Here is a 22765-nt window from a genome sequence, read left to right as displayed (position 1 = left end):
ACCCCAGGTCAGCAGAGAGGGAGAGGCGTCTGTGAGCGCCCGCCGCATCGATCAACCGACAGCCCGTCAGGTTCGGCTCGGGTCCATCCTCCGCAAGCTGCGAGAGGACGGCAGGCGCGGCACGCAGGACGCTGCAGCGCGCTCGTTGGGGTGGGTGCCTGCCAAGTTGAACCGCATCGAGACCGGGCGCGTCGGAGTCTCCGAGCGTGACCTGAATCAGCTCTTCAGTCTCTACGGTGTTACGGACGAGGGGCTACGGACGTACGTTCTTGACCTGCGCGCCCGGGGCAACGTGCGCGGGTGGGACAGTGACATTCGCAGCGTGGTGAGTGCCGTCTACGCCGACTACATCGGCTACGAGAGCGACGCGGTCGAGGCGTACAACGCCGAAACGAACCTGATTCCGGGCCTGTTGCAAACACACGCCTATGCGGGTGCGGTGCTCGACATGCACTTGCCTGACATCTCGGAAGAAGAAAGGTGTGAGCGGCTCGCCATTCGCGACAAACGGCAAGAGGTTTTCAAGCGACCGAACCCCCTGATTTTCTGGGGCGTCGTATCCGAATCAGCCTTTGAGCATGTTGTCGGCGGCCCGGACGTCATGGTCGAGCAACTCGAACATCTGTTGAACCTGTCCAAGGAATACCCGCATACGGTTAACCTCTACGTACTGCCGAAACAATCCCCATGGCACGCCGTCATGTGCGGATCATTCATGATTCTCAGCTTTCAGCGGAGCTGGGAACCAGATATTGTCTACCTCGACGGATTGACGTCAAATCGGTTCCTGGAAGAGGAATGGGAGGTTGCTACGTACAGTAGGCTGTTCCGGCGCCTTACAATGGAAGGATCCTATCGAGGGCCGAAATCCCTGGCGATAATTCAATATTACCTCAATGAACACCGCAAAGGCAGGTAATGTGTCTGCTCATGTAATTGACGATGCATCCACTCTGGGTGTGGAATGGAAGAAGTCATCCGTGTCCACCGGCGACGGCAACTGTGTGGAGTTCGCTGCCATCGGAGATGGTGTCGCCATCCGACACAGCAAAGCCCCCGGCGGTCCGGCTCTCCTTTACACGCGCTCGGAAATAGCCGCCATGATCGAAGGCGTCAAGGCCGGCGAGTTCGACTATCTCGCAGAGTGCTAGCGCAGGTTCTGGAGCCGTCAGGGCGCCCCTTCCAATAATGCAGCGATATGTAGACAGGGGCGGGCAATAATGCCACACCAGGGTGCCGCGAAGCCGCGCTCTCATCCAGCTTGTCCCTTGCTGCTTCTCGCCAATCCGTCGCCCCCTGGGTCGGTGTCGCGATCCAGTAAATTGCCGCGCCGCTCGCCCGGATCTGACCAGCTCAGGCTCCGGATGGGAAGTTTTCATCCCAGGTCGGATGAAAAGAGCCGCTGGGCCGTCGGGGTGTCAGCCCCGGCGGCCCAGCGGCTGGCGCCTGTAGTGACCAGTGGTCACCGGTGTTGGTCAGCCGACGCGTCCAACTTCGACGCACATTGCGGCTACCCAACCCGTCTTGCCGCGCCACTTCACCTTGTACCAGTCATTGTCGGACGGCCCTCCTGACCAACACTTGTAGGAGCCCCCGTTGTTCTGGCGGTTGCACGAGATTGTGAGGCAGGGAACTCTGGCGTTGGGATCAGTGATCGTCTGCTGAATGCTGGACGAGGTGCTGGGGCTGTTGTGGATGTTGAAGTAGTGGCCATCCATCATCCATACGCCCGCGACATCTGCTGACGCTGGTGAACTCATCGAGACGATGAGTCCCATCGTGGCTATGCCGAGAGCGGTTAGCTGCCCGATGGTCGACGACTTGCGCACGTGTTTCCCCCACGGAGAAGTGGATCTTTGGTCGCCGTCGAGTGTACGTTCTAAAAACTGCGGCGTGGCGATGTTCATTGGCCATAGTCCGTAGGATTCAGGCCCCGGTTACCTCGCCTGTCGCTGCCACTCGCGTCAGCAGTGCCTCGTACGCCCCCCAGTCGAACTCTCCCGCCGCAGCCGCCCGTACGGTCGCCGCCGACAGGGCGACCGCGCGGGCCAGCCGCTCCGGCCAGGAGAGCCGCTCCACCAGCCCCGACAGCAGGCCCGCGACCGCTGAGTCGCCCGCGCCGGTCGGGTTGCCGTGGAGGTGGGCCGGAGGGGCGGCGCGCCAGCGGCCTTCGGGGGTTGCCGCGAGCAGGCCTTCCGGGCCGAGGGAGGCGACCACCGCGTGGGCGCCGCGGCGGCGGGCGTCCTGGGTGGCGCGCAGCGGCTCGTGGGAGCCGGTGAGTTCGGCCAGTTCCTCGGTGTTGGGCTTGATGATGTCGGGGCGGGCCGCGACCCCACGGCGCAGGGGCTCGCCGCTGGTGTCCAGGAGTACGGGGACGCCGGCGGCGCGGGCGGCGCGGATCAGGCCCGCGTACGCGCCCACCGGTACCCCCGGTGGCAGGCTGCCGGAGAGGGCCACCGCAGAGGCGGGGACCAGCAACTCCTCGTAGCGGTCCAGGAAGACGCCCCACTCGGTGGGGGATATCTGCGGGCCAGGCTCGTTCAACTGGGTCGTGTCGCCGTACAGTTCGTCGACGATGGCGATCGTGCGGCGGGTCGGACCGGCGACCGGGACGAAGGCGTCCGTCACGCCTGGCGTGGCCGTCAAGTGCTCGCGCAGCACCTGGCCGGTGGCGCCGCCCGCGAAACCGGTGGCCGTCACCTCGTGTCCGAGGGCCGCCAGCACCCGCGCCACGTTCACACCCTTGCCGCCCGGCCGCTCGATGACGTCCGAGACGCGGTGCGAGGCGTGCGGCCGCAGGGACCGTACGCGATAGGTGATGTCGAGAGCGGTGTTCAGTGTGACCGTGAGGATCACCCGGGCCGACCTCCCTCGAAGTCCGCGTGCCATCGGTTCCGGGGCCCCGATCATGCCAAAGAGACGGCGGCCGGCCCAGTGCGAGGATCGGCCGCCGACTGGCGAAGCGGGGAACGGATCAGGGCAGTTGGGGCGCCACCACCCATTCACCCCTGCGCATCACGCCCTTCAGGTCGAATTTGGCGTCCAGCAGCACCAGGTCGGCGTCCTTGCCGGGCTCCAGGGAACCGATGCGCTCGGAGAGGCCCAGGAGACGGGCCGGGTTGGCCGAAAGAGCGGCGACCGCGTCCTCCACCGAAAGCTTGTCGACCGTCACCGCCCGCTTGAACGCGCGGTCCAGGGTGAGCGTGGAGCCCGCGATCGAGCCGCCCTCCACCAGACGGGCCACACCCTCGCTGACCTCGACCTCCAGCGGGCCGAGCATGTAGCGGCCGTCGCCGATGCCGGCCGCGTCCATCGCGTCGGTGATGAACGCGACCCGGGAGGCCCCCGCGTGATGGAACGCCAGCTCCAGCGCGGCGGGGTGGAGATGGGTGCCGTCGTTGATCAGCTCGACCGTCACCCGCTCGTCCTCCAGCAGGGCGGCGATCGGGCCGGGGGAGCGGTGGCCGAGCGTCGGCATGGCGTTGAAGAGGTGGGTGGCGACCGTGGCGCCCGCGTCGATGGCCTCGACCGTCTGCTCGTAGGTGGCGTCCGTGTGCCCGATCGCCGCGATCACGCCGTGCTCCGCGAGCAGCCGTACGGAGTCGATGCCGCCCGGCAGCTCGGTGGCGAGGGTGACCATCTTCGCCTTGCCGCGCCCCGCGTCGATCAGCTTGCGCACCTCGGAGGGGTCCGGGTCGCGCAGCAGCTCCTCGGAGTGCGCGCCCTTGCGGCACGGCGAGATGAACGGCCCCTCGAAGTGGATACCCGCGATGTCGCCCTGCTCGGCCAGCTCGCTCAGCAGCCCCGCCTGCTGCACCAGCAGATCCATCTCGTCGGTGACGGTGGAGGCGACCAGGGTGGTGGTGCCGTGCAGGCGGTGCGTGCGGATGGCTTTCAGCACGTCGTCCACCGTGCCCGAGAAGGAGGCTCCGCCGCCGCCGTGGTTGTGGATGTCGACGAAGCCGGGGACTACCCAGTGGTCGGTTACGTCGATCACCTGAGCGTTCGCCGGGGCCGTACCGGTGATGTGCCGGCCATCGACTGCCACCTGCCCGCTCTCCACGGTTCCGGTGGGGAGGACCACCTTCGCGCCGGTGAGCACCTGCGGGCCGGTGGGGGCTGATCGCGCCCACGCGGCGGAGCCGCATGTCGAGGCGTCCCGCGCCCCTGGGTCGGCTGCCATCAGTGGGTTACCTCCGTAGGGTCGGTGTGGTTGAGGAGATCCCGGGCGAGAAGTCCCGCGCCCAGGCAGCCGGCCGTGTCGCCGAGGGCGGCGGGGACGATGGACGGGAGTTTCTGGAAGGTGACCCGTCGCCGGACGGCGTCCCGCAGCGGTTGGAACAACACTTCCCCCGCCTCGGCCAGGCCGCCACCGATGATCAGCGTGCGCGGGTCCAGCAGGGTGAGCGCGGTGACCAGCCCGTCGGCCAGCGCGTCCACCGCCTCCTGCCAGACCCGGACAGCGTTCGGGTCACCGGACGCGACGGCCTTCGCGCAGTCGGCCGCGTCCGCTTCCGGGTCCCCGCAGGCCGCCGCCCACGCCTCGCTGACAGCGGAGGCGGAGGCGTACCGCTCCAGGCAGCCGCGCTGCCCGCAGGGGCACGGGGTCCCGCCGGGCCGTACGACGACATGGCCGATCTCGCCGGCGAAGCCGTGCGCTCCCGCCTCCACCCGCCCGTCGACGCCGATGGCGCCGGCGATGCCGGTGCCCAGCGGCACGAACAGGAACCGGTCGGCACCCTTGCCCGCGCCGATCCGGCCCTCGGCGAGCCCGCCGGTGCGCACGTCGTGGCCGAGCGCCACGGGTACGCCGAGCCGGTCGGCGAGCAGGGCGCGCAGGGGTACGTCCCGCCAGCCGAGGTTGGCCGCGTAGACGGCGACGCCGTGCTCCTCGTCGACGATGCCGGGGACCGCGAGGCCGGCCGCGGCGGCCGGTTCGCCGTAGTGCTCCACGCCGTACGCGCGTAGCTCCGTGGCGAAGTCGAGGATGGTCTCGACCACCGCGTCGGGCCCGCGCTCGCGGCCGGTCGCGCGGCGGGCGCGGTGCAGCAGTGCGCCGTCGTCTCCGACGAGGGCCGCCTTCATCCCGGTACCGCCCACGTCCAGGGCGATGACATGTCTCACGGGGGACAGTGTGGCCCGCGGACCCGCAAGAGGTCTAGTCCACTCGCGTGGTGTAGACCTTATGTGTCCACATATTGAACGGTCAGACAGCAGGGTTGGGGCTTTGAGGGTGCGTCGGCGTACGGCAGGAACGATCGCGGTGGTGTCCGCACTGGGCATGACGGCGGTCCTCGGCGGCTGCGGGAGTACGGGCTCCTCCGACGTGACCCTCAGACTGGTCGCGGCCGACTACGGCGACTCCTCGGCGAACAGCTCGAAGAGGTACTGGGACAAGCTGGCCGAGGCGTACGAGTCCCAGCACTCCGGTGTGAAGGTCGAAATCAGCGTCTACTCCTGGAACGACGTCGACCGCAAGGTCAAGGAGATGGTCGACGCCGGGGACGCTCCCGACCTGGCCCAGATCGGCGCCTACGCCGACTACGCGGCCGCGGGCAAGCTCTACCAGGTCTCCGACCTGCTCTCGATCCGCACCCAGGCCGACTTCCTCTCCCAGCTCTCCGACGCGGGCGAGTGGAAGCACGTGCAGTACGGCATCCCGTTCGCCGCCTCCACCCGGGTGCTCTTCTACAACAAGACCCTCTTCGCCAAGGCCGGCATCACCCCGCCCACCACCTGGAGCGAGCTGGCCGCCGACGCGCAGGCCCTCAAGGACAAGGGGGTGAAGTACCCCTACGCGCTGCCGCTCGGCTCCGAGGAGGCGCAGGCCGAGACCATGCAGTGGCTGCTGAGCGGCGGTGCCGGCTACACCGACGACGTCGGCACCTACACCATCGACTCGGCGCAGAACGTCGAGACCTTCACCTGGCTCAAGGACGACCTGGTCGGCAAGGGCCTGACCGGTCCGGTCGCCCCCGGCAAGCTCAACCGCGCGGACGCCTTCGCCGCCTTCGCCGACGGGCAGGTCGGCATGCTCAACGGGCATCCCACGCTGATCCAGCAGGCCGCCAAGAAGGGTGTGCAGTTCGGCATGGTCCCGATGCCGGGCCGCACCGGCAAGGCCAAGGCCGCGATGGGTGTCGCCGACTGGATGATGGGCTTCAAGCAGCACGGGCACGCCGAGCAGATAGGCGACTTCCTCGACTTCGTCTACAAGGAGAAGAACGTCCTGGCCTTCTCCCGCGAGTACGGACTCCTCCCGGTCACAGGCTCCGCGTCCAACACCATGACCGAGTCGGACTCCGCCCCCGACAAGGACCTGCGCCCCTTCCTCGACCAGCTTCCGATCTCCGAGCTGTACCCCGCAGGCAAGACCTCCTGGGCGACGGTCAGCGCGTCCGTGAAGAAGGAGATCGGCCAGGCGGTCACCCCCGGCGGCAGCCCCGCCGGAGTCCTGTCCCGCCTCCAGGCGACGGCGACCGAGGCGGACAGCAGCGACACGAACTGACCGGGCTGTCACTGCCCGGCATTACGGTGGCCCCATGGAACTGGGCACCCGCGAAAAGGCCATCCTCGCGCTGGAGCGCCGGACCTTCCCCGGCCCCGGCGCAAAGGAACGAGCCATCCGCGAGGAACTGGGCCTGCCCCCGGTCCGCTACTACCAACTCCTCAACGCCCTCCTTGACGACGAGCGGGCCCTGTCCCTGGACCCGGTGACGGTAAACCGCCTACGCCGGGTCCGGGCGGCACGCCGGTCCGAACGCTGAGGTTCTGCTGCCAGGAGTGACCACGGTCCGCCCTGGATACTGTCGCCGTATGGACCTTCTGCCGACCCCGGTGACCCAGGCCGGCCGGGATGGACTTGCCGCGCTGCTCGAAAAGCCCCGCACCGCAGTGATCGGCCTGGACTTCGACGGCACCCTGGCCCCCATCGTCGAAGACCCCGAGCAGGCCCGAGCCCACCCCGACGCCGTCCCCGCACTGGCCACCCTCGCCCCCAAGGTCGCCTCGGTCGCCGTGGTCACCGGCAGACCCGCCGAGGTGGCGGTCCAGCACGGCGGCTTCGCGGGCACCCCCGGCCTGGAACACCTCGTCGTCCTCGGCCACTACGGCGCCGAACGCTGGGACGCCGCGACGAACACGGTCACCGCACCCCCGCCCCACCCCGGCGTGGCCGCGGTCCGAGCCGAGCTGCCGGGTCTCCTGGACCGCGTCGGCGCCGGCCACGGCACCTGGATCGAGGAGAAGGGGCGCGCCGTCGCCGTCCACACCCGCCGCGCCGACGACCCGCAGGCCGCGTTCGAGGCCCTGCGCGACCCCCTGGCCGACCTCGCCACCCGGCACGGCCTGATCGTCGAGCCCGGCCGGCTGGTCCTCGAACTCCGCCCGCCGGGCATGGACAAGGGCGTCGCCCTCCTGGAGCACATCCGCGCCACCGGCGCCCAGTCCGTCCTCTACGCCGGCGACGACCTCGGCGACCTCCCCGCCTACGCGGCCGTCGACAAACTCCGCTCCGACGGCATCCCCGGCCTCCTGGTCTGCAGCGGCAGCACCGAGGTCACGGAACTGGCGGAACGGGCGGACGTGGTGGTGGACGGCCCGGCGGGAGTCGTAGCACTGCTGCGGGCGCTGGCAGCACACATGGCGTGATCAGCGCCTGCCAGGTGCCCGGAAATCACCGCTCAAGTGCACCAAGTTGATCCAGGAACCACTGAGCCGGAGGCAACGCAGTAGCTGCAGCAGCCAGCCTCTTGGACCGCTCCGCCCGCTCACCCGCCGGCAGGCTCAGCGCCTCGTGCAACGCGCTCGCCGTGCCCCCGATGTCGTACGGGTTCACCACGATCGCGTCCTCGCCCAGCTCCTCGTACGCCCCCGCCTCCCGCGACAGCACCAGCGCGCACCCCTCGTCGGAGACCACCGGCACCTCCTTGGCGACCAGGTTCATGCCGTCCCGGATCGGGTTGACCAGCGCCACGTCCGCGAGCCGGTACGCGGCCAGGGAACGGGCGAAGTCGTCCTTGACGTGCAGCACGACCGGCGTCCAACCCGGGGTCCCGTATACGGAGTTGATCGTCTCCGCCACCCGCTGCACCTCGGCCGTGTACTCCCGGTAGACGCTGAGGTCCTGCCGGGACGGGTAGGCGAAGGCGAGGTGGACCACCCGTTCGCGCCACTCGGGGTGGTCCTCCAGCAGCTGCCGGTACGCCAGCAGCCCGCGCACGATGTTCTTGGACAGCTCGGTGCGGTCCACCCGGACGATCGTCCGGCGCCCCTCGCCGATCTCCTCCCGCAGCCTGGCCATCCGCTCGTCCACGTCCGTCCGGTGCGCCCGCTCACGCAGGAAGTCCGCGTCCGCGCCGAGCCCGTGCACACCGATCCGGGTCCCGGACGGGATGCCGGGGCCCAGCACCGCGTGACAGCAGTCGGTGAACGCGTCCGCCCACCGCCGGGTCAGGAACGCGGCCCGGTCCGCGCCCAGGATGCCGGTCAGCAGCTCGGCCGCGATGTCGTCGGGCAGCAGGCGGAAGTAGTCCGGCGGGGCCCACGGGGTGTGCGAGAAGTGGCCGATGCGCAGGTCGGGGCGGAGCCGGCGGAGCATCCGGGGGGCGAGGGCCAGGTGGTAGTCCTGGATGAGCACCGCGGCGCCGTCCGCCGCCTCCTCGGCCAGCGCCTCGGCGAAGGCGCGGTTGTACGCCTCGTACGACGCCCACTGCTGCCGGAACTCCGCGTCGAAGATCGGCTCCAGCGGGGTCTGGTACAGCATGTGGTGGACGAACCACAGCACCGAGTTGGCGATGCCGTTGTACGCGTCGGTGAACACGGTCGCGTCGATGTCGAGCATCCGCACCCGCTGCCCGCCGGTCTCCTCGGCCGGCAGCAGCCCGCCGTCCGCGCGCCGTACCGCCTCGCGGTCACCGCCGCCCAGCGCGGCGCACACCCACACCGCATTGTGGTTCGGCCCGATGGCCGACAGCCCCGAGACCAGCCCGCCGCCGCCCCGCTTGGCGAGCAGCGAGCCGTCCTCGTGCACCTCGTACGAAACCGGGCCGCGGTTGGACGCGACCAGCACATCAGCAGTGTGCGCGGAAGCCATGGTCCTCAACCTAGCCCGGCCCGGAAACGCTCAAACGTACGGTCTGCCCCGGAAGGGGGCTGTATACAGCCGTTCTCGTGCGCCCCTCACGCCACCCGGCGCGCCGCGTACTCCGCGATCTCCGCCATGGGTGGCCGTTCCTCGGTGTCCACCGAGTAGGTGCGCGGCTCGAACCCGTCCTCGCCCCGCTCGAACTGGGTGAGGGACGGCCGGACGAGGTGTCCCCGGGCGAGCCTGAGCTGGGCCGTGCGGTAGATCGCCGCGGCCATCCGGCCCAGTGCCTGGCCGTCCTGGTGGCGGTGCTTGCGCACGCCGACATCGACCTGGGCGAGGGCGTCCAGGCCCACCAGGTGCAGGGCGTCGACCAGCATGCCCAGCTCGACGCCGTAGCCGACGGGGAAGGGGAGCTGTTCGAGCAGCGAGCGGCGGGCCGCGTACTCGCCGCCGAGCGGCTGCACGAAACCGGCCAGCTGCGGCCAGTGCATGTTCAGCAGCGGACGGGCCATGAGTTCGGTGACCCGGCCGCCCTGCCCCGTTGCGCCCCCGAGCGGGCGGTCGTACATCGCCTTGACCAGGTCGACGTCCGGTTCGGTGAGCAGCGGGCCGACGATGCCGGAGACGAAGTCGGAGGAGAACTCCTTCAGGTCGGCGTCGATGAAGCAGATGATGTCCCCGCTGGTCACCAGCAGCGAGCGCCACAGCACCTCGCCCTTGCCGGGGACGGCCGGGATGCGCGGGAGGATCTCGTCGCGGTGGACGACCCGGGCGCCCGCCGAGGCGGCCACCTCGGAGGTGCGGTCGGTGGACCCGGAGTCGACGACGACGATCTCGTCGACGAGGGGGACCTGCTGCATGAGGTCGTGACGGATGATCGCGACGATGTCGCCGACCGTCTCCTCCTCGTTCAGCGCGGGCAGGACGACGGAGACGGACTGACCGGTGCGCTGCTTGGCGGCGAGTATCCGGTGGAGCGGACGATCGGTCACGGACCAGGAGCGGGTGGCCAGCCAGCGCTCGACTTCTTCCAGCACGGTCTGCGGCTCCTCACTGTCGTGATCACATGGCGTGACCGTGTGATCCATCTCGCGGTTCGGACGACTATCTCAACTGTCCTGGCCTTCGGTTACAGTCTTGAACAACGCCGGTGACCATCGCATGTCAGGGTCAACGAGCGTTGACAACCGCATACAGCTCATCCAGAGGGGCAGAGGGAAACGGCCCGATGAAGCCCCGGCAACCCTCCAGTCGGTTCTCGTTCTCCAGCGAGGCTCCCGGCTAGGGAAGGTGCCAAATCCGTCTCACGGCGAGATGCGTCGTGAGGAAGATGAGGAGAAAGGGCCTCGCCTCCATGGCTGTGCAGACAGTTGCAAGCACCAGCAATCCCACCGTAGACCTCGGCCCCGCCGCGGCGCTGAGCTGTCGCGAGTGCGGTCACCGGGTGCCCCTCGGGCCGGTGTTCGCCTGCGAGGAGTGTTTCGGTCCGCTGGAGATCGCCTACGACTTCTCCGCCTACGACACCGAAGAGCTGCGCAAGCGGATCGAGTCCGGTCCCGCGAACATCTGGCGCTACGCGCCGCTGCTGCCCGTCCCCGCCGACGTGGCCGACAAGCCCAACATCAACCCGGGCTGGACCAAGCTCGTCAAGGCCGACAACCTGGCCCGCGAGCTGGGCGTCACCGGCGGACTGTATGTGAAGGACGACTCCGGCAACCCGACGCACTCCTTCAAGGACCGCGTGGTGGCCCAGGCCCTGGAGGCCGCGCGCGCCTTCGGCTTCACCACGCTCTCCTGCTCCTCGACCGGCAACCTCGCCGGTGCCGTCGGCGCCGCCGCCGCCCGCGCGGGCCTGCGCTCCTGCGTGTTCATCCCGCACGACCTGGAGCAGGGCAAGGTCGTCATGGCCGCGGTCTACGGCGGCGAGCTGGTCGGCATCGAGGGCAACTACGACGATGTGAACCGGTTCTGCTCCGAGCTGATCGGTGACCCGGCCGGCGAGGGCTGGGGCTTCGTCAACGTCAATCTGCGGCCGTACTACGCGGAGGGCTCGAAGACCCTGGCGTACGAGGTCTGCGAGCAGCTCGGCTGGCGGCTCCCGGACCAGATCGTGGTCCCGATCGCCTCCGGCTCCCAGCTGACGAAGGTCGACAAGGGTCTGCAGGAGCTGATCAAGCTCGGGCTCGTCGAGGACAGGCCGTACAAGATCTTCGGTGCGCAGGCCGAGGGCTGCTCGCCGGTGTCCACCGCCTTCAAGGCCGGTCACGACGTGGTCCGCCCGCAGAAGCCGAACACCATCGCCAAGTCGCTGGCGATCGGTAACCCGGCCGACGGCCCGTACGTCCTCGACATCGCCCGCCGTACCGGTGGCGCGGTGGAGGATGTGACGGACGAGCAGGTCGTGGACGCGATCAAGCTGCTGGCCCGGACCGAGGGCATCTTCGCGGAGACCGCCGGCGGTGTGACGGTCGGCGTGACGAAGAAGCTGATCGAGGCCGGCGTGCTGGACCCGACCCTGACGACGGTCGTCCTCAACACCGGTGACGGCCTCAAGACCCTCGACGCGGTGGCCGGCACGGGTCTCACCGCCACCATCCGTCCGACCCTGGACTCCTTCCGAGAGGCTGGCCTCGCATGAGCGTGACCGTTCGCATCCCCACCATCCTGCGCACCTACACCGGTGGCCGGGCCGAGGTCGCCGCCGAGGGCGGGACCCTCGCCGAGGTCATCCAGGACCTGGAGAAGAACCACACGGGCATCGCGGCCCGCGTGCTGGACGACCAGGGCAAGCTGCGCCGCTTCGTCAACGTGTACGTCAACGACGACGACGTCCGCTTCGAGCAGGGGCTGGAGACGGCGACCCCGGACGGCGCCGGTGTCTCCATCATTCCCGCGGTCGCCGGCGGCTGATCAAAAGCGACCATTACCTACGGTAACCGCGGTTACTGAATGTTCATCGAATGGCCTCCTCCGTGAGAGAAGCGGAGGGGGCCATTCTGCGTGATTGAGCGCGGTACAGTTGGGGAACGCGCGCCGGGTCTGCGGGTCGCAAGCCCCGGAATCATGCCTTACGCCCGGTGAGAAGCAGCCAAAGTGCACGGGCTGTATGCGCCTTTTGCGCCTTTTCTGGAGCCCGACTTGCCCTGAATTCGGACGAATTCTCGGCAGATTCCGGATCGGGCTCGTCCAGAATTCTCGTCCGATTGACCTGTTGCAGAGGGCAGTTGGACAGATACATTCAGCCGCGGTCGACGCGTTCCGGCGCACGCCCCCGACCAATGGGGGGTGAGGTCTGACCCGGGTCCGCGAAGTGTGGATCTGTGCAAGGGCCAGTAATAGGGGAGTTAGGCATGGCTCAGGGCACCGTCAAGTGGTTCAACGCGGAGAAGGGGTACGGCTTCATCGCGGTCGACGGTGGTGCGGATGTTTTCGTCCACTACAGCGCGATCCAGATGGACGGTTACCGCACCCTGGAAGAGGGGCAGCGGGTCGACTTCGAGATCTCGCAGGGCCAGAAGGGCCCGCAGGCGGACATGGTCCGGCTGGCGACCAGCTGAAGCACGCGTCGACTGACACCGACGTTCTTCTGTTTCATCTTCGAAGGGCCCGCACCTCCCGGGGTGCGGGCCCTTCGTCATGCCCGGCGCTCCCCTGTTCGCGCGCGGCTGAGCGCACCCCCGGCACCCCCGAGGCGCTTGCACTCGGGGGTGCCGAGTGCTAATCATTGGCGTTAGCACTCTGAAGGTGAGAGTGACAAAGAAGGACCGGGTCGGTGAGGCCCGCAGGCCAGGTGGGGCAAGGAACCACAGGTCGGCGAGCCGTCCGTCGCGGGCGCGGGCGCGGTCCGAAGGAATCACCCCCAGTCCTGGAGGGACCACTTCACATGGCCAAGATCATCGCGTTCGACGAGGAGGCGCGGCGCGGCCTCGAGCGCGGCATGAACCAGCTCGCGGACGCCGTCAAGGTGACGCTCGGCCCCAAGGGTCGCAACGTCGTCCTCGAGAAGAAGTGGGGCGCCCCCACGATCACCAACGATGGTGTCTCCATCGCCAAGGAGATCGAGCTCGAGGACCCGTTCGAGAAGATCGGCGCCGAGCTGGTCAAGGAAGTCGCGAAGAAGACGGACGACGTGGCCGGTGACGGCACGACGACCGCGACCGTCCTGGCCCAGGCCCTGGTCAAGGAAGGCCTCCGCAACGTCGCCGCCGGCGCCAACCCGATGGCCCTCAAGCGCGGTATCGAGAAGGCCGTAGAGGCCGTCTCCGCCGCACTCCTCGAGCAGGCGAAGGACGTCGAGACCAAGGAGCAGATCGCCTCCACCGCGTCCATCTCCGCCGCCGACACCCAGATCGGCGAGCTGATCGCCGAGGCCATGGACAAGGTCGGCAAGGAAGGCGTCATCACCGTCGAGGAGAGCAACACCTTCGGTCTGGAGCTTGAGCTCACCGAGGGCATGCGCTTCGACAAGGGTTACATCTCCGCCTACTTCGCGACCGACATGGAGCGCATGGAGGCGTCGCTCGAGGACCCGTACATCCTCATCGCCAACTCCAAGATCGGCTCGGTCAAGGACCTGCTCCCGCTGCTGGAGAAGGTCATGCAGTCGGGCAAGCCGCTGCTGATCATCGCCGAGGACGTCGAGGGCGAGGCCCTGTCGACCCTGGTCGTCAACAAGATCCGTGGCACCTTCAAGTCCGTCGCCGTCAAGGCTCCGGGCTTCGGTGACCGCCGCAAGGCCATGCTCGGCGACATCGCCATCCTCACGGGCGGCGAGGTCATCTCCGAGGAGGTCGGCCTCAAGCTGGAGAACGCGACCCTGGACCTCCTGGGCCGCGCCCGCAAGGTCGTCATCACCAAGGACGAGACCACCATCGTCGACGGTGCCGGCTCCTCGGAGCAGGTCGGCGGCCGGGTCAACCAGATCCGCGCCGAGATCGAGAACAGCGACTCCGACTACGACCGCGAGAAGCTGCAGGAGCGCCTGGCGAAGCTCGCCGGCGGTGTCGCGGTCATCAAGGCCGGTGCCGCCACCGAGGTGGAGCTCAAGGAGCGCAAGCACCGCATCGAGGACGCCGTCCGCAACGCGAAGGCCGCCGTCGAGGAGGGCATCGTCGCCGGTGGTGGCGTGGCCCTGCTGCAGACCTCGGGCGTCTTCGAGAAGCTGGACCTGGAGGGTGACGAGGCGACCGGCGCCAACGCCGTGAAGCTCGCCCTGGAGGCCCCGCTGAAGCAGATCGCCGTCAACGGTGGTCTTGAGGGTGGCGTCGTCGTGGAGAAGGTGCGCAACCTGGCCGTCGGCCACGGTCTGAACGCCGCCACGGGCGAGTACGTCGACATGATCGCCGAGGGCATCATCGACCCGGCGAAGGTGACCCGCTCTGCCCTGCAGAACGCCGCCTCCATCGCCGCGCTGTTCCTCACCACCGAGGCCGTCATCGCCGACAAGCCGGAGAAGGCCGCCGCGGCCGCTCCGGGCGGCATGCCGGGCGGTGACATGGACTTCTGATCGACCTGACGGTTGATCGCCTGTCCTTCGGACCGAGGGCGGTACGTCCAGCTTCTGGCTGGGGGTGCCGCCCTCGGGCGTGTTCAGGGCTCAGCCGACGCGGGTCTCCGCGTAATAGGAACCCACTGCGGGCTGACCCGTGTAGTTCGGCCCGGCGGAGGGATCGGCGCCGACGTAGCGGAACGGCGGTCGGATGTCGCGGGCGCCATCGAGGGTGAGGCGGTGGTGCCGGGAGCTGTAGCGGAACCCGGCGGCGCGGAGGGCGGAAAGAACGGCCCGCCCGGCAGGTGAGCCATCGACCCAGCGGATGGAGTCGGGGTCGAAGTGGGCGATGAACAGCCCGTCGGGAGCGAGCCAGGAGGCGGCCCGGCAGACGAGCCCCAGCTGATCGCCGATGTAGTGGAGACCGTGTACGCAGGTGATGAGGTCGTACGTCCGTGAGGGCGCCCAAGAGGAAACGGAGGCGACGATCTCCTCCAGGACGGGCGGTGTCGGCGCCCCGGGCGCGAGCGGCCCCACGAGATCCACGGCGGTGAGCACAGCGTCCCTCGACAGGGCACCGGCCGCCTCCCGCAGGGCCCGGCCCTCACCACTGCACAGGTCCAGCCAGGAGGGAGCGGGACGACCGGCCAGCCGGGCAACGGGATCGAAGCCCAACTCGCGGGCGTAGCTGTTGACTCCGGTGAGCCCGCGTTCCCGGTTCATGGAGTTGTTGGCTACGACGGAGGACCGCTCCAGCTCGTCGCTCGCGGAGATCAGTGGGGGTTTCGGCATACGGTCAGTCTGCGTAGTGAAGTCAACTCGCAGGGCGGGGATGCGAGGCCTGAGCCTCGGGAGTTGGCCAGTGACCGTCGGGCCGCCCGCTGCTCGGCGATTGTCGTGCTTCCACGGCCCGCGTCGAGGGCGCTGCGCGTCGCCTTCGGCGATGGGCCTGCGGCCCACCCTTGACCCGGTCCGCTCCAGCACGGGGAAGAAGCGAGCGGGCGGCCGGGGAGCAGTGGCCCGTTGGCGGGGTTGGCCCTTGGGCGTGCTGCGCTTGTGCCGTTGGCGGAGGGGCGCGTTCGCGCCTCGCCTGCACGCCGGGCTGGCATAGCGGCTGGCCGCCGGTGGGTGGGGCGCGAACGCTGGGTTGGGGCAGGCCGGGCCGGGTTGGCGGCTTGCGGCCGGTGGGCGGGGCGATGCACCTGTTCTCCGAGTCCCGCCCGTCACACAGGCCCCTTCAGCCTCGCTTCACCGAGTGATTGGTGCATTCGGGCCACCAGCCCCGGCAAATGCCCTGGTCAGGCAGGTCAGACGAGGCAGAGGTCGGCCCATTCGCACCACTCAGGTCCATCGGCCGGTTTCCTTCCCCCACTCGCCCGCAGGCCGCCAAGCCGGCCCGGCGTGCTGGCGAGGCGCGACCGCGCCCGTCAGCCGAGGGTCCCCTCGCAGCCGACCGTTGCTCGCGAACCCCGGCCGGGACCCGGCCCCAACGGTCACTTGAGAGAAGAGGTGAAGGCAGCCCAGGTGACCGAGCTGAAGAAGAGCTTCGGTCCTTGGGGGTTCTTCGAGTCTCGGATGGGGATGAGGGCGGGGTGGCCGACCGCAACTTCGAGGCAGTTGTCGCCGCCGCCACCGCTGTAACTCGATTTGATCCATGCGGCCGTGCTCAGGTCGTAGTCAGGGATGTTCCTCATGGGCGTAATCCTCCGCCAACGCCTCGACTAGGGCCAGGGACTGCTCTTGCGAGAGCGCGGAGGCCACGAGGAGGTCGTACACGAACCTCAGCTGGGTGACGGTGGCCGGGTCGTCCTCCAGTCGCCAAGTGCGTACCCCCTCGAAGTAGACCAGTGGAGGGGCGTCCGCGAACTCCATCAGCTTCAGGGCGCCCTGCATCGCCGAGTGTGCACCCGCGCTGAACGGCAGCACCTGCATGATGATCCGGCTCCGCCGAGCCAGCCCGGCCACGTGGCGCAGAGCCTCCGCCATCACCGCCCGACCACCGGTCTCCCGGCGCAACGCGGCCTCGTCAAGCACCGCCCACAACACTGGCTTTGTTGGGTGGTCGAGCATACGGGTCCGCGCCATCCGGCCTTCCAACCACTCCTCGATGGTCTCGTCCGGTGTCGTCGGGTCGTATGCGCGGTTCACGGCCCGCGCGTACGCGGGCGTCTGGAGCAGCCCGGGGATCAGCAGCGGCGTGTACTCCCTGATCGTCGTGGCCTGAGTCTCCGACTCCACCACTACCTCAAAGTGCTCCGGATACTTCGACTTGGCCGCCGCCTTGCAGTTCCTGGCGAAGAAGCCACCCGTCCCCAGCACTTCGTCCAGCATCCGCGCGAACTCCGGCTGCATCCGCCGAGTCCCCGCCTCCAACTGCCCGATGAACGACCCGCTCACGAACAGCCGTTGGCCCAACTGCTCCTGACTCAGCCCCTTCCGCTCGCGAGCATGCCGTAACTCGGCACCCAGCAAAGCGCGCGGCGACGACGACGGATCGAGGTCCTTCGGTCCTGCCATGGCAACTCCCGGTCTGACAGCAGAGGTTGTTGGGGCGCCCTATCTGGCCAGGTTAGAGTGCTGTCGGCCACGCTGTGTAGCGAACGTGAATACCCACCGTGGAGGAATTGGCGCAATGGATGCGAAGGAAATGACGGCGGACGACCGACCCGCCCGCTCCGCAGCGGAAGCCGTAGAGCGACTGCGCACGGCCCTGCACGACGTGGGGATCATCCTCCCCTCGCTGCGGATCGACCCGGTCACCGGCGCCCACGGTCACCCCTACGCCCTCGTCGACCTGGGCCGCTGCAACCTGGGTGTGGCCTCGCGGCTGGCGGCGGTGCTGCGGCGGTCGGGCGGGGATGCGTGACCGGGGAGATCGGGACGTACGCCGTCGATGTACGGAGCGGGCGGATCGGCGAGGTAATGGCGCGCGTAGGAGGTTATGTGCAGCTTCGGCCCGTGGGCGGCGGCCGGGAGTGGGACTGTCCCCCCCGAGGAGCTGGGGGAGGTGGCGCCGGACGAGGTGCTGCGCGAAAAGGTGCGGCGACTGAACCAGGACGCCCGCTCACGCCCGGCGGCCGAGCTGCCCTGACGACCGGCGGGTGTGGCCGGGATCACAACGAGGGCAGCCCGGATTCGGAATGTGCCGCACCGCATAGGGGGTTCTTTGAGGAGGTGCAACAATGCGTGTGCACATACCATCTGGTCAGACCGAGCAACACCCGAGGAGCCCCCACGTGACCGACACGACGCTTCCCGCCTCCCGCGCGGCCCAGATCCTCTCCCGCCCGATCAGCCTCAACGGGCTCACGGTCCCCAACCGGATCGTGATGGCGCCGATGACCCGCATGTTCTCCCCGGGCGGCATCCCTGGCGAGGACGTGCGGTCGTACTACGCGCGCCGTGCCGCCGCCGGTGTCGGTCTCATCGTCACCGAGGGGACGTACGTCGGGCACGAGTCGGCCGGGCAGAGCGACCGTGTGCCCCGGTTCCACGGCGAGGAGCAGCTGGCCGGCTGGGCGAAGGTCGCTGAGGACGTGCACGCGGCGGGCGGGACGATCGTGCCGCAGCTGTGGCACATCGGCATGGTCCGCAAGGCGGGCGAGCCGCCGTTCGCGGACGCCCCCGCGGTCGGCCCGTCCGGCCTGGTCACCGAGGGCGCCGAGCCCACCGGCAAGGCCATGACCCAGCAGGACCTGGACGACGTCGTCGCCGCGTTCGCCCAGGCCGCCGCCGACGCCGAGCGCATCGGCTTCGACGGCGTCGAGCTGCACGGCGCCCACGGCTACCTCCTCGACCAGTTCCTGTGGGCCGGCACCAACCGCCGCACCGACGCGTACGGCGGCGACCCGGTGGCCCGCACCAAGTTCTCGGCGGAGATCGTCGCGGCGGTCCGCGAGGCCGTCTCCCCCGAGTTCCCGATCCTCTTCCGCTACTCGCAGTGGAAGCAGCAGGACTACGGCGCCCGCCTCGCCGAGACCCCCGAGGAGCTGGAGGCGATCCTCACCCCGCTGGCCGCCGCCGGCGTAGACGTCTTCCACGCCTCCACCCGCCGCTACTGGCTGCCCGAGTTCGACGGCTCCGACCTGAACCTGGCGGGCTGGACGAAGAAGCTCACCGGCAAGCAGGTCATCAGCGTCGGCTCGGTCGGCCTCGACGGCGACTTCATCAACGCCTTCCAGGGCGAGGGCTCCCCGGTCAAGGGCATCGACAACCTGCTCGACCGCCTGGAGGCCGACGAGTTCGACATGGTCGCCGTCGGCCGTGCGCTGCTCCAGGACCCGGAGTGGGCGGCGAAGGTGCTCGCGGACCGCTTCGACGAGCTGAAGCCGTACGACGCGGCCGCGCTGAAGACCCTCAGCTGACCTCAGCTGACCTCGGCCGACCTGGGTTGAAGTAGCCCAGTTCGCCGGGCACTTGTGATCGCTCCCGTCCGTTCCCCTGATGACCAGTGAGGAGCGAGCATGACGACGAGCGAGTCCGGGGCCCGGGCGGCGGAGACCGCCGGACCTGTGGTGCGCACCGCCTCCGGCGCGGTGCGCGGCCGCCACGAGGACGGTCTGGCGGTCTTCCGAGGCATCCCCTTCGCAGAACCCCCGGTCGGCGAGGCCAGGTTCCAGGCCCCGCGCCCGGCCCGGTCCTGGCACGGCACCCGGGAGGCGTACGCCTTCGGACCCCCGCCTCCGCAGGACTTGGGAGTCCAGGGGGGTGGGATGACCGGCCCCATTGGTGACGACTGGCTGACCGTGAACGTGTGGACGCCCGGCCCGGACTCGTCCGCCGGCCGCCCGGTCATGGTGTGGATCCACGGCGGCGCGTACAAGATGGGCCACACCGGCCAGCCCGGCTACGACGCACAGCGCATCGCCCGGGACGGCGACGTCGTCGTGGTCACCTTCAACTACCGGGTGGGCATGGAGGGCTTCGCCCTTCTGGAGGGCGCGCCGCCGAACCGGGGCCTGCTGGACCAGGTGGCGGCCCTGGAGTGGGTGCGGGAGAACATCGCGGCGTTCGGCGGCGACCCCGGCCAGGTCACGGTCTTCGGCGAGTCGGCCGGAGCGGGCTCGGTGGCCTCGCTGCTGGCGATGCCGAGAGCCCGAGGACTGTTCCGGCGGGCGGTGGCACAGAGCCTGCCGGGCACGTTCTTCTCCGCCGAGCTGGCGCGTGACATGGCCGGGGCGCTGGCGGCGGAGGCGGGGCGGCAGCCGACGGCGGCGGATCTGGCCGCGGTGGACCCCCGTGAACTCGTCGGTGCCGGACAGGCGTTGGGCGCCAAGATGCTCCAGTACACGGACCGATGGGGTCAGGCGGCACCGACGGCCACGCCGTTCTCCCCGGTCGTCGACGGCGACATCCTGCCCAGCACCCCCTGGCAGGCTCTGGCGGCGGGCGCGGCGAGGGACGTCGATCTCCTGGTGGGCCACAACCGGGACGAGTTCCGTCTGTTCCTGGCCATGGGCGGCATGCTCGGCAAGATCACGGAGGACCGGGCGACAGCGGCGCTGCGGATGCTCGCCCCGGGCGGCGAAGCGGGCGAACAGGCCTACCGCTCGGCCTTCCCGGACGCCTCGCCGAACGAGCTGTTCGAACGGGTCCAGACGGACTGGCTGTTCGGGATGCCGAGCCTGCATCTCGCCGAGGCCCAGCTGGCGGGCGGCGGCAGGGCCCACGTCTACGAACTGACCTGGGAGGCGCCGGGCAGCGGCGGTGTCCTGGGCGCGTGCCACGTCCTGGACGTAGCCCTGCTCTTCGGCACGTACCGCGACTTCCTCGGCGGGCTGCTCTTCCCCGGGACGGACATACCGGACGAGGCGAAGGAGCTGTCCACCCGCTTCCGCCGCGCGTGGACGTCGTTCGCCCGCACCGGAGACCCGGGCTGGCCGGCGTACGACACAGAGGCCCGCCCGGTGCAGATCCTGGACGCCGAGCCGACGGTCGCCGCCTACCCGGAGGAGCGCAGCAGGCGCCTCTGGGAGGGCTACGACTTCCTGCCCCTGCCGCTGCTGGGCTAGAGGTTCCCCAGGGGTTCGATGTCGACGTGCACCGGCGTACCCCAGATCCGCAGCACCTCGTAGTCGGTGAACTCGTGCACGAGCCGGTACGCCATGGCGGGCCGGGAGCCGCGTCGCTGGGCGGCCAGATACGCCTCGGCCTCGCGGCGGTCCCGCCGGGGTGTCCCGCACAGCTCCCACTCGCGCCCGTTCCAGGCCTCCGGCAGCCACCGCTGCTGGGGCTGGGGGCGGTCGGCCCGGACGCCGTAACGGGAGGGGGCGGTGGCGATGGGCTCGGCCGCGCTGGGCCTGCCCTGGAACTCCGAGCGCCGGGCGGCCCGGCGCCGGGTCTCGCAGAGCAGGCACAGATCGGGGGCGCTCTCGTCGACGGGCCCGTGCGGATGCTCGGGGCACCGGGTCGAGGGGGCACCGGCCCCGACGCTCTCCTCCAGCAGGTCGAGGGCCCGCCGTAGATCGGCCTTGACCTCGTACAACCGGGCATCCGGGGTGTCCCCGGTGAGCGCCTCCCCGTGCTCCCCGAGCAGCCGCAGGGCCCGGCCGAGGGCGGTGAGCTGGGCGTGGTTCATGGTGTCGACGGTAGCGCGGGACGGCTCGGGCGGGGCCCAGCAGGGCGTCGCGCGCCGGTGGCCTGGGCTTCTCGTCGAGTCAGCGGGTCGGAGTTGTTCGGCGACTGGAGGCGACCGGAAGCCTGACCGGCTCTGGAGTTCAGGCCGTCAGGCTTCCGGTGTGCACGCGTTCAGTGGGCGTCCGGACTCGCTGCGAGCCGCCACAGCGATGTCACCTCGGCCTTCCGTGCGGCGTGGAGCGGATCGGCGGGGTCGTGGGCGCGAGGGTGACGCGGCCGTGCGTCGATACGCCCCACCACTCTCAGGCCGGCCGCGGCGAACAGCTCGGACAACTCGGTTCGTGAGCGGAGTCCGAGGCGCTCGGCGAGGTCGGAGATGATGAGCCAGCCCTCACCGCCCGGGGCCAGATGCGCCGAAAGCCCGTCGACGAAGCCGCGAAGCATACGGCTTCCCGGGTCGTAGACGGCGTGTTCGAGTGAGGTCCGGGCCCGTCCGGGAAGCCACGGAGGGTTGCAGACGATCAGGGATGCCCGGGCGGCGGAGGACGGAGTGGCGGGGAACAGATCTGCCTGCTGAATGTCCACGACGGGGGACAGTCCTAAGCGGCTGATGTTCTCTCGCGCGCAGGCAAGCGCACGCGCATCGCAGTCCGTGGCCACCACGCGCCGGACACCGCGCCGGGCCAGAACGGCAGCGAGCACGCCCGTACCCGTGCCGATGTCGAAGGCCGTGCCCTGCGGCGGCAGCGGTGCTTCGGCCACCAGATCGACGTATTCGCCCCGCACCGGGGCGAACACGCCGAAGTGCGGCGTGATCGGCTCCCCCAGCGCTGGTACGTGGACCCCCCTCTTGCGCCATTCACCGGCCCCGACCACCCCCTGCAGCTCGCGCAGTGACACCACATAGGGCTCGTGACCCTGTCCGTACGCCTGCTCGCAGGCCAGCCGCACGTCCGGAGCCCGTCGCAGCGAGATGACATGTCCCTCCGCGACCGGCAACAGCAGCATGCCGAGGATCCGTGCACGCCGCGACTGCGCCTGACGGTACAGGTGGAAGCTCTGCCCAGGTGACGTGCCCGGCTTGGGCCGCTTCCGGTCGGCGCGGCGGGCCATCGCCAGCAGCAGTTGACGCGCATTGCGGAAGTCGCCGCGCCATAACAGCGAGGTTCCTTCGCACGCTAAGCGGAACGCGGTGTCCGCGTTCATGTCGTCATCGGCTGTCACCACCCGTTTCGGCGGCGGTGCACCGCTCTCCGATCGCCACAGGGCGCAGCGCTCCTCTCCCGAACTCTCCAGCCAGCGAACAGTCTGATCTGTACTCACCTCTTCATCTTCCCCTGCGGGAGGACGCCAAAGGCCGGCCGAGTGACCGGTGCCGTTCCGTCAGCCGCCGTTGCGGATGAGGCTTTCCTTGCCGCAGGCGGGGGCGGCGTCGGTCAGGGGCAGGGGCGAGACGGCCTTGGCCGCCGGGGCCACGACGAGGTCACTGGCGCACAGGGCGGTCGCGGTGGCGGTCCAGTGGTCGTCGGCGTGGGCGGGGGTGGCCAGGGCGGCGCCGCAGGCGGTCAGGGCGGCGGTGGCCAGAAGCTTGTTCATCATGCCCGGGGCAACGA

25 protein-coding genes and 1 riboswitch are annotated in these 22765 nt (G+C 69.6%); of the genes, 13 read left to right on the top strand and 12 right to left on the bottom strand.

All coding sequences use genetic code 11. The features are described 5' to 3' along the window. The first annotated feature begins 31 nt into the window (after positions 1-31). Positions 32-919 carry a helix-turn-helix domain-containing protein gene (locus tag ACFY3C_RS31285; RefSeq protein WP_390773160.1) on the top strand — a complete coding sequence of 296 codons (888 nt, stop codon included), beginning with the start codon at positions 32-34 and terminating at the stop codon, positions 917-919. Then, positions 897-1151 carry a DUF397 domain-containing protein gene (locus ACFY3C_RS31280; RefSeq protein WP_390773159.1) on the top strand — a complete coding sequence of 85 codons (255 nt, stop codon included), beginning with the start codon at positions 897-899 and terminating at the stop codon, positions 1149-1151. The genes ACFY3C_RS31285 and ACFY3C_RS31280 overlap by 23 nt, the downstream gene beginning before the upstream one ends. Before the next feature lie 324 nt (positions 1152-1475). Here ACFY3C_RS31280 and ACFY3C_RS31275 read toward each other — a convergent pair whose 3' ends face one another. From ACFY3C_RS31275 to ACFY3C_RS31260, 4 genes are all read right to left on the bottom strand, one after another. Further along, entirely contained in the window at positions 1476-1907 is a 432-nt protein-coding gene (locus tag ACFY3C_RS31275) for a hypothetical protein (protein WP_390773158.1), read from the bottom strand. A gap of 19 nt (positions 1908-1926) precedes the next feature. Continuing rightward, the gene (locus tag ACFY3C_RS31270; RefSeq protein ID WP_390773157.1) at positions 1927-2856 is read right to left on the bottom strand and encodes a 1-phosphofructokinase family hexose kinase; all 930 of its coding nucleotides are present in this window, start codon (positions 2854-2856) and stop codon (positions 1927-1929) included. Between the two features lie 118 nt (positions 2857-2974). Next, a complete protein-coding gene (gene nagA, locus ACFY3C_RS31265) occupies positions 2975-4102 on the bottom strand; it encodes an N-acetylglucosamine-6-phosphate deacetylase (protein ID WP_386573867.1) in 1128 nt (375 codons plus the stop codon). Between the two features lie 80 nt (positions 4103-4182). Next, entirely contained in the window at positions 4183-5124 is a 942-nt protein-coding gene (locus ACFY3C_RS31260; RefSeq protein ID WP_390773156.1) for an ROK family protein, read from the bottom strand. Positions 5125-5263: 139 nt separating this feature from the next. Here ACFY3C_RS31260 and ACFY3C_RS31255 point away from each other — a divergent pair, with 139 nt between their 5' ends. Genes ACFY3C_RS31255 through otsB form a run of 3 tightly spaced genes read left to right on the top strand, consistent with a single transcriptional unit; the run spans position 5264 to position 7650 of the window. Beyond that, positions 5264-6508 (top strand): extracellular solute-binding protein, encoded by a 1245-nt coding sequence (locus ACFY3C_RS31255; protein WP_390773155.1) that lies wholly within the window; start codon positions 5264-5266, stop codon positions 6506-6508. A 34-nt stretch (positions 6509-6542) separates the two neighbouring features. Next, a complete protein-coding gene (locus tag ACFY3C_RS31250) occupies positions 6543-6767 on the top strand; it encodes a DUF3263 domain-containing protein (protein ID WP_386573657.1) in 225 nt (74 codons plus the stop codon). A gap of 49 nt (positions 6768-6816) precedes the next feature. Next, positions 6817-7650, top strand: coding sequence for a trehalose-phosphatase (gene otsB / locus ACFY3C_RS31245; RefSeq protein WP_390773154.1), 834 nt, complete (start codon positions 6817-6819; stop codon positions 7648-7650). Between the two features lie 25 nt (positions 7651-7675). Here the strand turns inward: otsB and ACFY3C_RS31240 are convergent, their stop codons facing one another. After that, a complete protein-coding gene (locus ACFY3C_RS31240; protein ID WP_390773153.1) occupies positions 7676-9094 on the bottom strand; it encodes a trehalose-6-phosphate synthase in 1419 nt (472 codons plus the stop codon). Between the two features lie 86 nt (positions 9095-9180). After that, positions 9181-10125: a glucosyl-3-phosphoglycerate synthase gene (locus ACFY3C_RS31235; RefSeq protein WP_386573652.1), complete on the bottom strand. Its 945-nt coding sequence runs from the start codon at positions 10123-10125 to the stop codon at positions 9181-9183. A gap of 158 nt (positions 10126-10283) precedes the next feature. Next, positions 10284-10425: riboswitch (SAM riboswitch) on the top strand. Positions 10426-10442: 17 nt separating this feature from the next. On the opposite strand from ACFY3C_RS31235, the gene thrC reads away from it, so the two are divergent. From thrC to groL, 4 genes are all read left to right on the top strand, one after another. Continuing rightward, positions 10443-11726, top strand: a complete 1284-nt coding sequence (gene thrC / locus ACFY3C_RS31230; protein WP_386573651.1) for a threonine synthase — start codon at positions 10443-10445, stop codon at positions 11724-11726. After that, positions 11723-11998, top strand: coding sequence for a MoaD/ThiS family protein (locus ACFY3C_RS31225; protein ID WP_145876013.1), 276 nt, complete (start codon positions 11723-11725; stop codon positions 11996-11998). Before thrC ends, ACFY3C_RS31225 begins: the two co-directional genes overlap by 4 nt. Before the next feature lie 440 nt (positions 11999-12438). Next, complete coding sequence (locus tag ACFY3C_RS31220) at positions 12439-12645, top strand: cold-shock protein (protein WP_019057200.1); 207 nt, start codon at positions 12439-12441, stop codon at positions 12643-12645. 326 nt (positions 12646-12971) lie between these two features. Next, the gene (gene groL / locus ACFY3C_RS31215; RefSeq protein WP_386573649.1) at positions 12972-14594 is read left to right on the top strand and encodes a chaperonin GroEL; all 1623 of its coding nucleotides are present in this window, start codon (positions 12972-12974) and stop codon (positions 14592-14594) included. A gap of 90 nt (positions 14595-14684) precedes the next feature. Here groL and ACFY3C_RS31210 read toward each other — a convergent pair whose 3' ends face one another. The 3 genes from ACFY3C_RS31210 to ACFY3C_RS31200 form a co-directional block, all read right to left on the bottom strand. Continuing rightward, the gene (locus ACFY3C_RS31210; RefSeq protein WP_390773152.1) at positions 14685-15368 is read right to left on the bottom strand and encodes a class I SAM-dependent methyltransferase; all 684 of its coding nucleotides are present in this window, start codon (positions 15366-15368) and stop codon (positions 14685-14687) included. 701 nt (positions 15369-16069) lie between these two features. Then, positions 16070-16270 (bottom strand): DUF397 domain-containing protein, encoded by a 201-nt coding sequence (locus ACFY3C_RS31205; RefSeq protein WP_386573647.1) that lies wholly within the window; start codon positions 16268-16270, stop codon positions 16070-16072. Beyond that, a complete protein-coding gene (locus ACFY3C_RS31200) occupies positions 16254-17093 on the bottom strand; it encodes a Scr1 family TA system antitoxin-like transcriptional regulator (protein WP_390773151.1) in 840 nt (279 codons plus the stop codon). Before ACFY3C_RS31200 ends, ACFY3C_RS31205 begins: the two co-directional genes overlap by 17 nt. 115 nt (positions 17094-17208) lie before the next feature. Between ACFY3C_RS31200 and ACFY3C_RS31195 the strand changes: the two genes are divergently transcribed. From ACFY3C_RS31195 to ACFY3C_RS31180, 4 genes are all read left to right on the top strand, one after another. Further along, entirely contained in the window at positions 17209-17442 is a 234-nt protein-coding gene (locus ACFY3C_RS31195; protein ID WP_386573645.1) for a hypothetical protein, read from the top strand. Between the two features lie 75 nt (positions 17443-17517). Further along, a complete protein-coding gene (locus tag ACFY3C_RS31190) occupies positions 17518-17667 on the top strand; it encodes a hypothetical protein (RefSeq protein WP_390773150.1) in 150 nt (49 codons plus the stop codon). Between the two features lie 145 nt (positions 17668-17812). Beyond that, positions 17813-18940, top strand: a complete 1128-nt coding sequence (locus ACFY3C_RS31185; protein WP_386573642.1) for an NADH:flavin oxidoreductase — start codon at positions 17813-17815, stop codon at positions 18938-18940. A gap of 99 nt (positions 18941-19039) precedes the next feature. Further along, positions 19040-20587, top strand: coding sequence for a carboxylesterase/lipase family protein (locus ACFY3C_RS31180; RefSeq protein ID WP_390773149.1), 1548 nt, complete (start codon positions 19040-19042; stop codon positions 20585-20587). On the opposite strand, the gene ACFY3C_RS31175 is transcribed toward ACFY3C_RS31180, so the two are convergent. From ACFY3C_RS31175 to ACFY3C_RS31165, 3 genes are all read right to left on the bottom strand, one after another. After that, positions 20584-21153 (bottom strand): hypothetical protein, encoded by a 570-nt coding sequence (locus tag ACFY3C_RS31175; RefSeq protein ID WP_386573640.1) that lies wholly within the window; start codon positions 21151-21153, stop codon positions 20584-20586. The two genes, ACFY3C_RS31180 and ACFY3C_RS31175, sit on opposite strands and share 4 nt — an antisense overlap. Positions 21154-21323: 170 nt before the next feature. Next, a complete protein-coding gene (locus ACFY3C_RS31170; protein WP_390773148.1) occupies positions 21324-22475 on the bottom strand; it encodes a methyltransferase in 1152 nt (383 codons plus the stop codon). Positions 22476-22535: 60 nt separating this feature from the next. Then, positions 22536-22751: a hypothetical protein gene (locus tag ACFY3C_RS31165; RefSeq protein ID WP_390773147.1), complete on the bottom strand. Its 216-nt coding sequence runs from the start codon at positions 22749-22751 to the stop codon at positions 22536-22538. Between the last annotated feature and the right edge of the window lie 14 nt (positions 22752-22765).

Source organism: Streptomyces sp. NPDC001410, assembly GCF_042895235.1.
In the GTDB taxonomy this organism is placed as follows: domain Bacteria; phylum Actinomycetota; class Actinomycetes; order Streptomycetales; family Streptomycetaceae; genus Streptomyces.
The sequence above is the reverse complement of the archived record's forward strand: the minus strand, read 5'-3'. Positions and strand labels throughout refer to the sequence as shown.